12 protein-coding genes and 1 rRNA gene are annotated in these 13,617 nt (G+C 58.2%); 10 read left to right on the forward strand and 3 right to left on the reverse strand.

Annotated elements, in window-relative coordinates; all coding sequences use genetic code 11:
* The first annotated feature begins 30 nt into the window (after nt 1-30).
* Nucleotides 31-146: ribosomal RNA gene (rrf, locus tag DXC67_RS08525) — 5S ribosomal RNA — on the forward strand.
* A 130-nt stretch (nt 147-276) separates the two neighbouring features.
* Here rrf and DXC67_RS10315 read toward each other — a convergent pair.
* A complete protein-coding gene (locus DXC67_RS10315; RefSeq protein WP_147327780.1) occupies nt 277-744 on the reverse strand; it encodes a hypothetical protein in 468 nt (155 codons plus the stop codon).
* A gap of 276 nt (nt 745-1,020) precedes the next feature.
* On the opposite strand from DXC67_RS10315, the gene DXC67_RS08530 reads away from it, so the two are divergent.
* Nucleotides 1,021-1,452 carry an Hsp20/alpha crystallin family protein gene (locus DXC67_RS08530; protein ID WP_040359532.1) on the forward strand — a complete coding sequence of 144 codons (432 nt, stop codon included), beginning with the start codon at nt 1,021-1,023 and terminating at the stop codon, nt 1,450-1,452.
* A 103-nt stretch (nt 1,453-1,555) separates the two neighbouring features.
* On the opposite strand, the gene DXC67_RS08535 is transcribed toward DXC67_RS08530, so the two are convergent.
* Entirely contained in the window at nt 1,556-2,365 is an 810-nt protein-coding gene (locus DXC67_RS08535) for an MBL fold metallo-hydrolase (RefSeq protein ID WP_117638073.1), read from the reverse strand.
* A gap of 48 nt (nt 2,366-2,413) precedes the next feature.
* Between DXC67_RS08535 and tilS the strand changes: the two genes are divergently transcribed.
* From tilS to DXC67_RS08560, 5 genes are all read left to right on the forward strand, one after another.
* Nucleotides 2,414-3,952 carry a tRNA lysidine(34) synthetase TilS gene (gene tilS, locus DXC67_RS08540; RefSeq protein ID WP_199410698.1) on the forward strand — a complete coding sequence of 513 codons (1,539 nt, stop codon included), beginning with the start codon at nt 2,414-2,416 and terminating at the stop codon, nt 3,950-3,952.
* 147 nt (nt 3,953-4,099) lie between these two features.
* Nucleotides 4,100-4,648, forward strand: coding sequence for a hypoxanthine phosphoribosyltransferase (gene hpt / locus DXC67_RS08545; RefSeq protein ID WP_117638074.1), 549 nt, complete (start codon nt 4,100-4,102; stop codon nt 4,646-4,648).
* Nucleotides 4,649-4,709: 61 nt separating this feature from the next.
* The gene (ftsH, locus tag DXC67_RS08550) at nt 4,710-6,788 is read left to right on the forward strand and encodes an ATP-dependent zinc metalloprotease FtsH (RefSeq protein ID WP_255413353.1); all 2,079 of its coding nucleotides are present in this window, start codon (nt 4,710-4,712) and stop codon (nt 6,786-6,788) included.
* Between the two features lie 178 nt (nt 6,789-6,966).
* Nucleotides 6,967-8,157, forward strand: a complete 1,191-nt coding sequence (locus tag DXC67_RS08555) for a pyridoxal phosphate-dependent aminotransferase (RefSeq protein ID WP_117638076.1) — start codon at nt 6,967-6,969, stop codon at nt 8,155-8,157.
* A gap of 159 nt (nt 8,158-8,316) precedes the next feature.
* Nucleotides 8,317-9,138 carry a phosphatase gene (locus DXC67_RS08560; RefSeq protein WP_117638077.1) on the forward strand — a complete coding sequence of 274 codons (822 nt, stop codon included), beginning with the start codon at nt 8,317-8,319 and terminating at the stop codon, nt 9,136-9,138.
* Nucleotides 9,139-9,212: 74 nt separating this feature from the next.
* Here DXC67_RS08560 and rlmD read toward each other — a convergent pair whose 3' ends face one another.
* On the reverse strand, nt 9,213-10,661 hold the full coding sequence (rlmD, locus tag DXC67_RS08565) for a 23S rRNA (uracil(1939)-C(5))-methyltransferase RlmD (protein WP_117638078.1): 1,449 nt from the start codon (nt 10,659-10,661) through the stop codon (nt 9,213-9,215).
* A 351-nt stretch (nt 10,662-11,012) separates the two neighbouring features.
* On the opposite strand from rlmD, the gene DXC67_RS08570 reads away from it, so the two are divergent.
* The 3 genes from DXC67_RS08570 to DXC67_RS08580 all read left to right on the forward strand — a co-directional run bounded on the left by DXC67_RS08570 (nt 11,013) and on the right by DXC67_RS08580 (nt 13,423).
* The gene (locus tag DXC67_RS08570; RefSeq protein ID WP_117638079.1) at nt 11,013-11,873 is read left to right on the forward strand and encodes a transporter substrate-binding domain-containing protein; all 861 of its coding nucleotides are present in this window, start codon (nt 11,013-11,015) and stop codon (nt 11,871-11,873) included.
* A 139-nt stretch (nt 11,874-12,012) separates the two neighbouring features.
* A complete protein-coding gene (locus tag DXC67_RS08575) occupies nt 12,013-12,666 on the forward strand; it encodes an amino acid ABC transporter permease (protein ID WP_006235606.1) in 654 nt (217 codons plus the stop codon).
* Entirely contained in the window at nt 12,659-13,423 is a 765-nt protein-coding gene (locus DXC67_RS08580; protein WP_117638081.1) for an amino acid ABC transporter ATP-binding protein, read from the forward strand. The genes DXC67_RS08575 and DXC67_RS08580 overlap by 8 nt, the downstream gene beginning before the upstream one ends.
* Nucleotides 13,424-13,617: the final 194 nt, after the last annotated feature.

The following is a 13,617-nucleotide window of genomic DNA, read 5'->3' on the forward strand; positions in this document are numbered from 1 at the left end:
GGACACCGTAACGGTGGGCGCCGCCCACCGGTCAGCGGCCAGAGCATGGGGGGCACGCCCGGTCCCGTTCCGAACCCGGAAGCTAAGCCCCATCGCGCCGAGAGTACTGCGGGGCCAGCCCGTGGGAGGCCAGGGCGCCGCTGACCGGTGGACGGCACCGAGCCGTCGGATGACTTGAAGAAGGGGGAGGCCTCGCGGCCTCCCCCTTTTTTGCGTTTATGGGGCGTAAATGACTCAATTACACCAGACGATCTTATCGTTTTTGGTATTGAGCCCTTATTTAAAGAAGATAAATCTAATAACAAGGGCAACTGCTATGGCCACAATGATCAAAAGCAGGATTGTCAGTCGATGCTGCTTGCGTCTTTTACTTGACGAAACGAAGATTGATTTTCCCTGTTTTGGCGTTTCGAGATAGCGAGCCGAATGCGTCAAGGTTTGCTTGGGTCGAGAACCTCTTTGTTGATGAGCGGCTGATGCTTTCAGTGGCTCATCACTAACTGCGCTGTTTTTAGATAATGGTGCGTCTTTCAGATATACAGGGTCTCCCGAGGCGACGCCCATATGTTTACGTCCCGTTTGGGCATCCTCGAGTGTTTGATATCGATTTCTCGTCACATACTCGGGCTCCGGATCATTAATGGGCTCTTGCGAGATGTGGGGGCGATGGAACCGTGGCGGTTGCCTGGAAGTATCTTCCCCCTGCGTCGGCATAAATATTTTGTTCTGGTTTTGGTCGTCCATGATGCCCTTTAGCTCGTTACCAACAACGTGTACGCGCTCATTGTAAGCCCCTTGTTATTTGTAGCTGCGAACATACTCGTTATTTAAGCTCTGGTTCAAAGAACCTTAACCTTACTAAAACCTGAGCCATACACACTTAGATATGCTTATAGTACTTGACTCAAAAAACTTTATAGTCAATGTATATATAAGCACTGTGTGGGCATATATAAGAGCGTCAAAAGAAGTCCCAGTCACCTAGAAGATGGCTCGGCAGTCCTAAAAGGAGTGGTAAACATGGCAAGCATGGTTCCTTATCGTTCGGTTTTTGGCGTTCGTCCTTCTGCTAGCTCGCTGTTCGATCTGTTTGATGATATGACCGACCTTGCAAACAACTCGATTGCTTCCAAGGCGTTTCCCGTTGACGTTGAGGATAAGGGCGACGGCTATGAGGTCAAGGCCTATCTGACCGGTGTCGCCAAGGACGATATCGATGTCGAGCTCAATGAGGGCCGTCTGTCCATTAGCGTGAATGTCGAGGAAGACGAGGAGAACGAGGGCAAGAACTTCCTGCAGAAGGAGTTCAGCTCGTACAGCGCGACGCGTGGCGTGTATCTAAAGGACGCTTCGAGCGAGGGCCTCTCGGCTAAGTACGCTGACGGCATCCTGACCGTTACGGTTCCCAAGATCGTCGAGAAGAAGAACGTTACGAAGATCTCCATCGACTAACTTCGTTGGTGTTCTGCGCTATTAAGTTGGTGTTCTGCGCTATTAAAAGACAGCAAAAGGGGCTGGGAAGCGATTCTCGGCCCCTTTTGCTGTCTAGGACAGTCTATTGAATGGTTGCCGGCTGATATTGACTCGCAGGGCGTATCGAGAGTTTTCGCGATCCTTGGAGAAGGGTTGCGGAGCTGCCGACCTCGTCATCCAGGGTTGCGGCCAGAGCTTTGGAATAGCTTTTGACGGTAAGGCTCGGGCGATTGTTATCTTGGCTGATATGCATGGCAATGAGCTGTTCGGTGCGATCGGTAACGAGTTCGCGCGCGGCTTCGGCGGCTTGGTCGTTGGAGAGGTGCCCCCTTGCAGACAGGATGCGCTCCTGAAGAAAGCGGGGATATTCTCCCTCGCGCAGCATGGTCACATCGTGGTTGCTTTCGAGCGCGAGGACTCGACAATCTTTGAGGGTGTTCATGGCTTGGCTTGATAGCTCTCCGGTGTCGGTGGCAAAGCCGATGGAATCATCGAGGGCGTCGAATCGATAGCCGACTGGATTGATGACATCGTGTGATGTTGAGTAGGTTCGCACGCGGATGCCGGCAATGGAAAGCGTGTCGCCGGGGTCAAATTCCTCTACGGGTAGATGTGCGAGGGTTTCTTTGCACGAAAGCGTGCCCCTGCTGGCAAAGAGGGGGCCGTGCCAGTGCTTGCACCAGACATCGAGGCCCTTGATGTGATCGCTATGCTCATGAGTAATGAGAAGAGCCGAGACGTTGTCTGTCGAGAGCCCCAGTTCTGCCATGCGCTTTAATGTCTCGCGGCGAGACAGTCCGTCATCGACCATAATGAGCCCCTGCGGGCCCTCAATGAGTGCGCAGTTGCCTTTAGAGCCACTGCCGAGGATATGAAGGTGCAGACGAAACATAAGATTCCAAAGGATACAATGGGTGCGGACGAATAGAGGAGGAAGCGAATGCCAACGGTATCACAGCATTACGGACACCATGCCGTGCCCGGGGCAGTCGATGAGACCCGAACGAGGCAGCAGGCTGCTCCTGTCGTGCTCATGGTATCAGGCGGCGCGGACTCGACGGCACTGCTTCTTATGGCGTGCACATCAAAGCTGGATATCCAAGACGGACGCGGTGTTGCCCCCATTGCTCGCGAGCGCCTGCATGTGCTGCATGTAAACCATCATCTGCGCGGCAAGGCGTCCGATGGCGACGAGGCCTTTGTGCGTGAGCTCTGCGCGAAATATGGTTTACCGCTGTGCGTGGAGCACGCTTATTTTGATGGGGAGTCGGGCAATATTGAGGCCGCGGCCCGCGAGGTGCGCTATGCCGCGGCGCGGAGGTATGTTCGCGAGCTCTGTGCCCAGACGGGGGCACCGCGAACGGCGGCTCGTATCTGCACCGCGCACACGTCTTCGGATCGCGCGGAAACGTTTTTGATGAACGCGATTAAGGGCTCGGGGCCCGCTGGCCTATCGAGCATTCCTCGCCGGAGGAATATCGTGGTGCGTCCCTTGCTCGACCTAACTCATGGCGAGCTCGTGGGCTATCTACAGGTACATGGTCAGCCGTGGCGTGAAGACGAGAGCAATGAGGATATCTCGTATCTGCGAAACTACGTGCGCCATCGGGTAATGCCAGTGGTGGCACAGCGTAATGCGAGCGTCTGCAAGACGATTGGCGCCGCCTGCGAGATCTTAGGCGATGAAGACGCGTTTTTGTCTCAGCTTTCGGCACAGGCGTTTCGAAGCTGCCTGCGTAAGGAGGTGGCGGGCGCGCTGGTGCTCGATGCCAGGCGCCTTGCTGCGGCCGAGGTGGTAATCGCGCGGCGCATCGTGCGACTGGCGATTAAGCGCATCGATCCGGACGCTCGTCCAGAGATGCGACATGTGGAGCGAGTTCTTTCCTGCGTTGCCGAGGGCGCCGGCTCGGTCACGCTTCCGGCGGGGATTGACGCGCGCATTGAGTTTGGCATGCTGGCGTTTAAGGCGCCGGCGGCTCGCGAGGGCCTGGTCGCGGACTGGGTTACCGTACCTGGTCGTTTGCCGTTGGGCGGGGGACGTATGCTGGTCACAGAACCGATGGCCGTTGAGCCGGGATGCGATATCGTGCGGCGTGCCCGTGAGCTCGCGGCTGCCGGGGAAGTGACAGCTTTGGTAGACGCGGCTGCCCTGGGTTTTGCCGACAGCGATAGTGAGCGGATCCTGGCGGGCTCGCGTGGCGAGATCCCTGCCGAGGCGCGATTGGCGCGCCTGTGGGTGGACGGTCCCGCACCGGGAGACGTGATGTGCCCGTTAGGGATGAGTGGTCGAAGCAAGAAAGTATCCGACTTGCTAGGTGAGGCTCGCATTCCCGTTTCCGAGCGCGCCGGCGTGCCCATGGTGAGGACGGCGCCGGGGGGTGCCGTGGTGTGGGTCGCCGGAGTTCGCGCGGACGAGCGTTTTAAGTGCACGGCCGCAACGCGCGTGGCATATCTGCTCCGCGTGGTCGATGCGGAATAGCGTCCCACGCCTGCTATTCTGTGCGACGTTGACGGTATTCCCGCGCTGATGGCGCACGGGCTGGTAAATTTACCCCGTGCGCTGCTAGAATGTGAAGTTCGCGTCCATACGGCGGTGTGTGGGCGATAAGCACAAGAAAGGGTTGTCATGGCTTCTCAACATCCGGATATCGAGAAGGTTCTGTTCACGCAGGAGGATATCGACGGTATCGTCTCTCGCCTAGGCGAGCAGATTACTCGCGACTACGCGGGTAAGGATCTGGTGCTGATTGCGGTCCTGCGCGGCGCCGTGGTCTTTATGGGCGACCTGATGCGTAAGATCGAGCTGCCGACCAACATCGATTTCATGGCTGTTTCGAGCTACGGCGACGGTGTGAAGTCCTCGGGTATCGTGCGTATCATTAAGGACCTGGATATCGACATCCGCGGTCGCGACGTGCTGATCGTCGAGGACATTCTGGACTCGGGCCTGACGCTCAAGTATCTGATGAAGAACCTCGAGAGCCGCAAGCCCGCCTCGCTGGAGGTCGCTGCCTTCCTGTGGAAGGACGTTGAGGGCCGCGTCTCGGCCATCACGCCCAAGTATGTTGGAACCCATTGCCCCGATGCCTTTGTGGTGGGCTACGGCCTCGACTATGCCGAGCGCTATCGCAACCTTCCGTATCTGGGCATTTTGAAACCGGAGGTTTATTCGTAAGATGCCCGACGACCGTAACGATAACAATTCCCAGACTCCCCGGGAGCCTAAGATCCCGGGGATGCCCGGAGGCAAGAAGCCCACGCGTACGGGCTGGCTGTATTTTCTTTTGGCTTGCGCGCTTCTGGGCTATGCCTTCTTTAATATGGGCTCCGGCTTTGCCAGCTCCAGCAATACCGTTAAGCTCGCGACGAGCGAGATGGTCAGCGCCATCAAGCAGGATCGCGTCGAAGATCTGACCTATACGGTTCAAGACGGAAGCGTGACGGGTCATTACTGGAAGACGAAGAAGGACAAGGGCGATACGAGCGAGCTCAAGAGCTTCTCCTCGACCTATGTCGGCTCCGATTCGCTTGCCGAGCTCATGGCGGAGCACCCCGATACCAAGTACATCGTCAACACCAACGATCCCGATTTTTGGGGCGACTTGGCGATGAGTGTGCTTCCGACGATCGCCCTTATCGCCATCATGTTCTACTTTATGCGCCAGATGATGGGCGCCAACAACAGGAACATGCAGTTTGGCAAGACCAACGCCAAGACCAACGAGGCCACACGCCCCAAGGTCAAGTTTGAAGACGTTGCCGGCGTGGACGAGGCAGTCGAGGAGCTCGAGGAGATCCGTGACTTTTTGAGCGATCCGGATCGCTATCGCAAGCTGGGCGCCAAGATCCCGCGTGGCGTGTTGCTGGTTGGCCCTCCGGGCACCGGTAAAACGCTGCTGGCCAAGGCCGTTGCCGGCGAGGCGGGCGTGCCGTTCTTTAGCATCTCTGGTTCTGACTTTGTCGAGATGTTCGTGGGTGTCGGTGCCAGCCGCGTGCGCGACCTCTTTAAGGAGGCCAAGTCTCAGGCTCCGTCGATCATCTTTATTGACGAGATCGATGCCGTGGGACGTCAGCGCGGAGCTGGTCTGGGCGGCGGTCACGACGAGCGCGAGCAGACGCTCAACCAGCTGCTGGTCGAGATGGACGGCTTTGAGGAAAGCGAGTCGGTCATCCTAATCGCTGCGACCAACCGTCCTGACATCTTGGATCCGGCATTGCTGCGTCCCGGCCGTTTTGACCGTCAGGTTACGGTCGACCGTCCGGATGTGAAGGGCCGCGAGCAGATCTTGCGCGTGCATGCCGAGAACAAGCCGATGGACGAGGACGTTAAGTTTGAGAAGCTCGCCCAGATGACCGTTGGCTTTACTGGTGCCGATTTGGCGAACCTGCTCAACGAGTCTGCGTTGCTGGCCGCTCGCCGTCATCGTTCCGTGATCTCGATGGACGAGGTCGAGGAATCGATGGAGCGCGTGATTGCCGGACCGCAGCGCAAGGGTCGCGTGATGACCGAGGCCGAGCGCACCACGATTGCCTACCACGAGAGCGGTCACGCCCTGGTGGGCCACATCCTGGAGCACTCCGATCCGGTCCACAAGATCTCGATCGTCAGCCGCGGTCAGGCTCTGGGCTACACGCTGCAGCTTCCGCAGGAGGACCACTTCCTCAAGACCAAGAACGAGATGCTCGACGAGCTCGCCGTGTTCTTGGGCGGTCGCGTTGCCGAGGAGCTCATGTGCGATGACATTACGTCGGGCGCGAGCAACGATCTGGAGCGCGCAACCAAGATGGCGCGCGAGATGGTCACGCGCCTGGGCATGAGCGAGGAGCTGGGCACGCAAGTGTTTGGCGAGGCGCAGCATCAGGTGTTCCTTGGTCGCGATTACGCCGATCACCAGGATTACTCCGAGGAGACGGCACGCCGCATCGATATCGAGGTTCAGCGCATCATGCGCGAAGCCCATCGCCGTGCGGTCGAGATTTTGGATGCCCGTCGCGATCAGCTCGATCTGATGGCGAAGGTGCTGCTTGAGCGCGAGACCGTCGAAGGCGACGCCGTGAACGCCCTGCTCGACAACGAGTGGGATGCTTACCTTGAGCGCGAGGGCGATATCCTGGCGGCCAAGGAGGAGCGCAACGCCAAGGCGGCCGGCATGCCGACCAAGAAGTGCTCGCCTCGCATGAGCGAGGAGGAGCTGGCGGCTGATGCTGCGGCCTTTGCGCAGGCGGCCATGCAGGAGGATGCCGAAGCCGCATCCGATGATGCCGGTGATGGCAATGCTGCCAACGCTGACGGCAACACCGATGCCGACAAATAGTTCTTGTAGCGAAAGCCTCTGCGGGGAAACCTGTGGAGGCTTTTCTTTTGAGCGATATGTTGATTGGGGACAGACTTAAATGAGCGTTTTCACGCATTTAAGTCTGTCCCCAATCAACATTGCTGCGGCACTTTGCTCAGCTAAAGCGTACAATAGCGCCTATGCGAAAGGGGAACAGATGATCAACGAAACTATGTATGCTCGCGGTGCGGAAAGCTCCATCATCCGTGAGATCTTTAGCTATGGCCTTGAGCGCAAGGCACAGATCGGTGCGGAGAACGTATTCGATTTTTCGCTGGGTAACCCGAGCGTTCCGGCACCTGCCGCCGTGGCTGAGTCCATTAAGAAGGCATTGGAGCTGCCGAGCGACCAGCTGCATGGATACACGCCTGCGCCGGGTCTGCCGCAATGTCGAGCGGCCGTCGCCGACTCGCTCAACCGTCGCTTTGGCACGAACTATGAGGGCAAAGACGTCTTTATGACGGTGGGTGCCGCGGCTTCGCTCACCTGCACGCTCAACGCCGTTACGAACCCGGGCGACGAGGTTATTGTTATCGCCCCATACTTTCCGGAGTATCGCGTTTGGATTGAGAAGGCCGGCTGTACGTGTGTTGAGGCGCTCGCCGATGAAGATGCGTTCCAGCTGAGCGTGGACAACGTGCTCAAGGCGATTACCGATAAGACGACTGCCGTCATCATCGACTCGCCCAACAATCCGACCGGTGCCGTATATACACGCGACACGCTGACGCGACTGGCCAATGTTCTGCGCGAGGTCAACGCCAAGCGTGATCCCGAGAATCCGATTATGCTCATCTCTGATGAGCCGTACCGCGAGATCGTGTACGGTGCCGAGGTGGCTTGGGTGCCCTCGATCTACGAGAACACCGTGGTGTGCTACTCGTATTCTAAGTCGCTGTCGCTGCCTGGTGAGCGCGTGGGCTGGATTTTGGTCCCCAATACGAATCCTCAGGCAGCTCGTCTAATGCCCGCCGTTGCCGGTGCCGCCCGTACGCTGGGCTTCGTGTGCGCTCCGGCGCTCTTCCAGCGTGTGATTATTGATTGCATCGATGAGCCGAGTGACGTTGAGGCCTATGCGCGCAACCGCACCGCGCTTACCGATGCACTGGCGGAGTACGGCTACACCTATGTTGAGCCGGATGGTGCATTCTACCTGTGGGTGAAGGCGCTGGAGCCCGATGCGAACGCTTTCTGCGAGCGCGCGAAGAAGTATGAGCTGCTCGCGGTGCCTTCGGATAGCTTTGGCATGCCGGGCTGGTTCCGCCTTGGCTACTGTGTGAGCCACGAGACCATCGTCAATTCGTTGCCTGCCTGGAAGCAACTGGCCGACGAATATCGTCGAAAGTAAAGCGCTCTGCTTACAATGTTTTACGTGAAACGGGGTTTGGTGCTAAGCCAGACCCCGTTGTCTATGCCGTTGTGTGATTGGGATGAAGCAGTTTTACGACTGCCGAAGGCTATGCGTACAATGAATATACGCGACGGCCATGCCGGATAAGGAGACCCGATGCCCTACCTTCTTTCTTGTGACATTCATACCCATACGATGTTTTCTGCGCATGCATATTCGACCATTGAGGAGAATGTGTACTGGGCGGCAGAGCGCGGCCTGCAGGTACTCGGATCTGCCGATCACCTGAGCTCTATGGTTTCGGCTTGTCCCGATGACCTGCGCAGTTACCAGTTCTTTATCAACCAGGATATCTGGCCGCGCATATGGAGCGGCGTGCTAGTGCTGCGTGGTGCCGAGGCCGATATCGTTTCGATGGACGGAAGCCTGTTTGGCGAGGACACTCCTGTCACGCTCGATATCGCCGGCGATTCGTACAGCCGTCAGCATTCACTGTTCGATTTGGTTACGCGTAATTTGGATTATTTGGTTGCAAGCGTGCATAATCCGCAGATTGCTGAGGGTGCGACGCTGGCCCAAACGACCGAGATGTATATCAATGCCTTGGAACATCCCAAGGTGTTCATGCTGGGCCACGCGGGTCGCTCGGGCGTGCCGTTCGATATCGACGAGGTGCTGTTGGCGGCTAAGGCCAAGCACAAGATTATCGAGATCAACAACCATAGTCTTGAACACGGTGTCGACACTGAGCATTGGGCTGTATGCCGCAAGATCGCCGAGCGCTGCGCCGAGCTGGGCGTGGGTATTGGCGTGTCGACCGATGCCCACATTGGCATGGCCATTGGCAAGCTCGATCACGCACGCAAGATGCTCGACGAGATTCATTTCCCGCTGGACCTGATCGTGACGCGCGACCGCGAGACGCTGCTGCGCGAGATGGCGGCAGCCGGCGTGTGCGACCTGCGCAAAAGTATGTAACGGGGCATATATACCAACGAAGGGGGGGGCGGTCCAGACGGGCCACCCCCCCCTTTTTTTCTTGTACTGGTAGATTATCGGCGCTCGAGGACCGCTACGGTTTCGGTGTGGTCGGTATGGGGGAACATATCGACTGGCGTGATCTTGAGCAGGCGATAGCCTCCATCGAGGAGCTGGTGCAGGTCACGCTCCTGGGTCACGGGGTTGCAGCTGATATAGGTGATGCGGCGCGGCTTAAGCGCGCAGGCGGCTTCGAGAAACTCGGGGGTGGAGCCGGCGCGCGGCGGGTCGATGGAGAGGACGTCGACGCGCTCGTTGTTGTCGGCGGCATCCAGGATATAGTCGGTTGCATCGTCGGCCATAAACCAGGCACTGCGGGTGAGGCCGTTGAGCTCGGCATTGCGGCGTGCGTCGGCAATACCCGCCGGGTTTCGCTCCACGCCAAGCAGCATGATACCGATACCCTTGTCCTGGGCGGCCTTGGCTGCGCAAAGACCGATGGTACCGCTGCCGCAGTAGGCATCCATAAGCACGTCGCCCTGACGCAGGTCCATGCCGTCGATGGCGAGCTGGTAGAGCAGCTCGGTCTGCTGCGGGTTGGTCTGGTAGAACGCGGTGGGGGAGATATCGAACTCGCAGCCGAGCAGCTGGTCGCGCATGCATTCGGCGCCATAGACGATACGAGTCTCCTCACCCAAGATGGCATTGCCGGGGCGACCGTTGATGTTCTGAGCGACGGTGACGATATGCGGATCGAGTGCGGCGACAGCCTCAAAGAACTCCTGCGCATGCGGCAGGTCGCGCTGAGCGGTCACGAGGGTGACCATAATCTGGTCGGTGCGCCAGCCGCAGCGAACGACGGCATAGCGAAGCAGCCCCAGATGCTTGTCTTCGTTAAAGGCAGGAATATGCAGACGTTCGGCCTCGCGAGCGATGCCGTTGAGAATCTGACGAGTGCCCGGCGCCTCGACAGGGCATTCAGGAACAGCAACGATCCTGTGCGTCCCACGTTCAAAAAAGCCGCAGCGGACAGCGCCCTCTTTGCCGGGAGCAAACGGAGTGGCAGCCTTATGACGAAAACCACGCGGCGCAGGATACTTGCCCGGGTCGCCCAGGGTAACACCCATACCGCGAATGGGATCAACGCTAATGCCCTCGCGCTCACAGAGCTCAGCAAACAGCTCCTCCATAGCAGCCTGCTTGGCCGCCAACTGCTTCTTATAAGGACGATTGAGCGCCGTGCACCCACCGCAAGCTTTCATGATCGAACAGGGAGACTTGGGGTCCACAACCTTACGCGCAGACGAAACCGGATCTTTATGCGAGCGCTTGGAGCGAGTCTGAGATGCCTTATCCTCGCTCCGACGAGAACTGGGGCGCTTGGCCTTAGCCTTGCCCTTGGCCGACTTACCCTTCGCATCCTGAGACGACTTGGATTTCGTAGAAGATTTTTTCTCCTCCGACCCCTCAGCCGCCTCGATCAAAGCACGACGAGCCTTACGCTCCGCACGAGATTCTGCCATGAATTAACTCCACTATTAAAGAAAAAGAAAAGTCCGAAGCAATTGTACCGTGCCAAGCTAGTGGACGATATGCAAGCGGCCATTTCCTGTCAGTGATAAGCCCAACGACGTTTGCCCGGCGCGGGCGGGGAGCGGCGCGGAATTAAGTTTCCTGCTCTACAGTCCTGCGCAAGACGGAAAGCACATTTAGTGCTTTCCTTTGCGTGCGGAACTCGCGATAAACTTAATTCCGCGCCGCTCCCCGCCCGCGCCGGGCAAGCCCTCCCTTGTACTCCATTTCACTAAAGTGTATGATTCTGAACGTTACATGACTCACTTTACCTAACTAAAGTGCTATCGAGGGGGAATACCATGAATACCGATATGTCTCGTCGTCAGTTTGTTGGTCTAGCCGGCTCGCTCGCCACGGTGCTTGGCCTTGGTCTTGTCGGCTGCGGCGGTGGTGCTGGCAAGGGCTCCGCTGCTGGTTCTGCCGCGGCCAAGGATGTGAAGGGCGCCGCGGAGTCCAAGAAGCTCGTGGTGGGCTTTGACAAGTCCTACCCTCCGTACGGCTTTGTGGGCGATGACGGCGAGTACACGGGCTTTGACCTTGACCTTGCCAAGGCCGTTGCCGATAAGCAGGGCTGGGATGTCGATTACGAGGCCATCGATTGGGATGCCAAGGACACGCTGCTCAACTCCGGCGCCATCAACTGCATCTGGAACGGCTTTACCATGGAGGGCCGCGAGGACGACTACACGTTCTCCGAGCCGTATATGCTCAACGAGCAGGTGTTGGTGGTCAAGAAGGACGCGGGTATCAAGAGCTGGGACGATCTCGCTGGCAAGACCGTGATCACTCAGACCGATTCCGCTGCGCAGGATGTGCTCGAGGGCGACCAGAAGGATCTGGCCGCGACGTTTGCCACGCTCGATACCATCGGCGAGTACAACACGGCCTTTATGCAGCTCGAGAGCGGCGCGGTCGATGCCGTGGCTTGCGACCTTTCGATTGCCCAGTATCAGCTTGCCGCCAAGCCCGATGCCTATACGCAGCTCGACAAGCCGCTGTCCAGCGAGCACTACGCCGTCGGCTTTAAGAAGGGCGACACCAAGTCGGCCGACGCCGTGACCGAGTCGCTCAAGGCGCTCTACGAGGACGGCACGGTCAAGGACCTGTGCGATAAATACGCAGATTACGGTCTATCCTTCGACAACTGGGTTCTCAAATAGCCACAGCACCCAACCTTGCGGCTCCAACCCTCCTCGCGTACCAAAGTACGCTTCGTCGGGCTTGTCGCTCGCAATCTTGGGCACTGTGCCTATTTGAGAGTAAAATTCGCTGTTCTGTTGCTGTGAAAGAGAGGGTAGGTTGTCTATTCAGGTCATGATGCAGATGCTTGGCCAGGGGTTCTTGGTCAGTTTGCAGCTGTTTGTACTGACGCTGCTCGGGTCGATTCCGCTGGGAATCCCCGTGGCGTTCATGCGCATGAGCAAAATCGCGCCGCTGCGCTGGATTGCGCGCATCTATATTTCGGTGATGCGCGGTACGCCGCTCATGCTGCAGATGTTTGCCATCTACTTTGCCCCGTACTACGTGTTTGGCATTTCACTCACGCCCGATTCCAAGTGGACGGCGTGTGTCGTGGCGTTCATCATCAACTACGCCGGCTACTTTGCCGAGATCTATCGCTCGGGCCTGCAGTCCATTCCGCGCGGTCAATATGAGGCCGCCGAGGTGCTGGGCTATTCGCGCGTGCAGACGTTTTTGTACATCGTGATGCCGCAGGTCGCCAAGCGTATTCTGCCGGCGATGGGCAACGAGATCATCACGCTGGTCAAGGACACGTCGCTGGCGTTTGCCATCGGCGTGGGGGAGATGTTCTCGACGGCCAAGGCGCTGGTCGCCTCGCAAGTGAGCATGGTGCCGTTTGCGATTGCGGCGCTGATCTACTGGGTCTTTAACTTTGTGGTCGAGATGCTGCTGGGCGCTGCCGAAAAGAAGCTGGACTATTATCATGACTAACTCAGTGATGAAAATCGAAAGCGCGCGTAAGGCGTTTGGCGGCAATGAGGTGCTCAAGGATATCTCGCTTGAGGTGAAGCGTGGCGAGGTCGTGGCGATTATCGGGCCTTCGGGTGGCGGCAAGTCCACGCTGCTGCGGTGTGCCACGCTGCTCGAGACACTCGACGGAGGCTCGCTCTCGTTTGGTGACCTTGCCGTTGCGACGGATGCGGGTTCGGGCGCGGTCTATGCGAAGGGCGATGTGCCCAAGCAGGCGCGCTCGCGATTCGGCCTGGTGTTCCAAAATTACAACCTGTTCCCGCACTATACCGTGATGAAAAACATCATCGACGCGCCGATCCGCGTGCTTAAGCGCCCGCGCGAGCAGGCGGAAGCTCGTGCGCATGAATTAATTGCTCAGATGGGGCTTGTGGGCAACGAGAACAAGGTTCCGTGTGAGCTTTCGGGCGGTCAGCAGCAGCGCGTGAGTATTGCCCGCGCCCTAGCGCTCGACCCGGAGATCCTGTTCTTTGACGAGCCGACCTCGGCGCTCGACCCCGAGCTGACGGCCGAGGTGCTGCGTGTCATTAAGGACCTCGCTGCGCAGAACATGACGATGGTGATCGTGACCCACGCAATGCAGTTTGCGCGCGATGTTGCCGACCGCGTGGTCTTTATGGACGGCGGTCGCATTGTCGAGGAGGGACCTGCCGAGCAGGTTATCGACCATCCGCGCGAGCAGCGCACGCGTGAGTTCTTGAGCCGTATCGAGGGATAGACTCAGGTATTTACTCAACTATTAATTGAGGCGAAGCCGCCACAGGTCTTACGGTCTGTGGCGGCTTTTTGTTTACATCGACGGGGTTCAATAATTGCCCCACAAGCTTGTCTCTTCCTCTCGCCGCCTGTATTCATACGTGTGCCGAAAGGTATGCATGGACAGCCGTCCGTGAGGGTAGGGTGGTGGCATAG

Origin of the sequence: Collinsella sp. TF07-1, from assembly GCF_003437235.1 — a bacterium.
Lineage (GTDB): Bacteria > Actinomycetota > Coriobacteriia > Coriobacteriales > Coriobacteriaceae > Collinsella.

What these genes read in the sequence shown, in the direction of transcription:
- DXC67_RS08535 (WP_117638073.1), bottom strand. Translation starts at nt 2,365, where the DNA reads ATGTTTCGTCTGCACCTTCATATCCTCGGCAGTGGCTCTAAAGGCAAC.
- ftsH (WP_255413353.1), top strand. Translation starts at nt 4,710, where the DNA reads ATGCCCGGAGGCAAGAAGCCCACGCGTACGGGCTGGCTGTATTTTCTT.
- DXC67_RS10315 (WP_147327780.1), bottom strand. Translation starts at nt 744, where the DNA reads ATGGACGACCAAAACCAGAACAAAATATTTATGCCGACGCAGGGGGAA.
- DXC67_RS08555 (WP_117638076.1), top strand. Translation starts at nt 6,967, where the DNA reads ATGATCAACGAAACTATGTATGCTCGCGGTGCGGAAAGCTCCATCATC.
- DXC67_RS08580 (WP_117638081.1), top strand. Translation starts at nt 12,659, where the DNA reads ATGACTAACTCAGTGATGAAAATCGAAAGCGCGCGTAAGGCGTTTGGC.
- DXC67_RS08570 (WP_117638079.1), top strand. Translation starts at nt 11,013, where the DNA reads ATGAATACCGATATGTCTCGTCGTCAGTTTGTTGGTCTAGCCGGCTCG.
- tilS (WP_199410698.1), top strand. Translation starts at nt 2,414, where the DNA reads ATGCCAACGGTATCACAGCATTACGGACACCATGCCGTGCCCGGGGCA.
- DXC67_RS08560 (WP_117638077.1), top strand. Translation starts at nt 8,317, where the DNA reads ATGCCCTACCTTCTTTCTTGTGACATTCATACCCATACGATGTTTTCT.
- hpt (WP_117638074.1), top strand. Translation starts at nt 4,100, where the DNA reads ATGGCTTCTCAACATCCGGATATCGAGAAGGTTCTGTTCACGCAGGAG.
- DXC67_RS08530 (WP_040359532.1), top strand. Translation starts at nt 1,021, where the DNA reads ATGGCAAGCATGGTTCCTTATCGTTCGGTTTTTGGCGTTCGTCCTTCT.
- rlmD (WP_117638078.1), bottom strand. Translation starts at nt 10,661, where the DNA reads ATGGCAGAATCTCGTGCGGAGCGTAAGGCTCGTCGTGCTTTGATCGAG.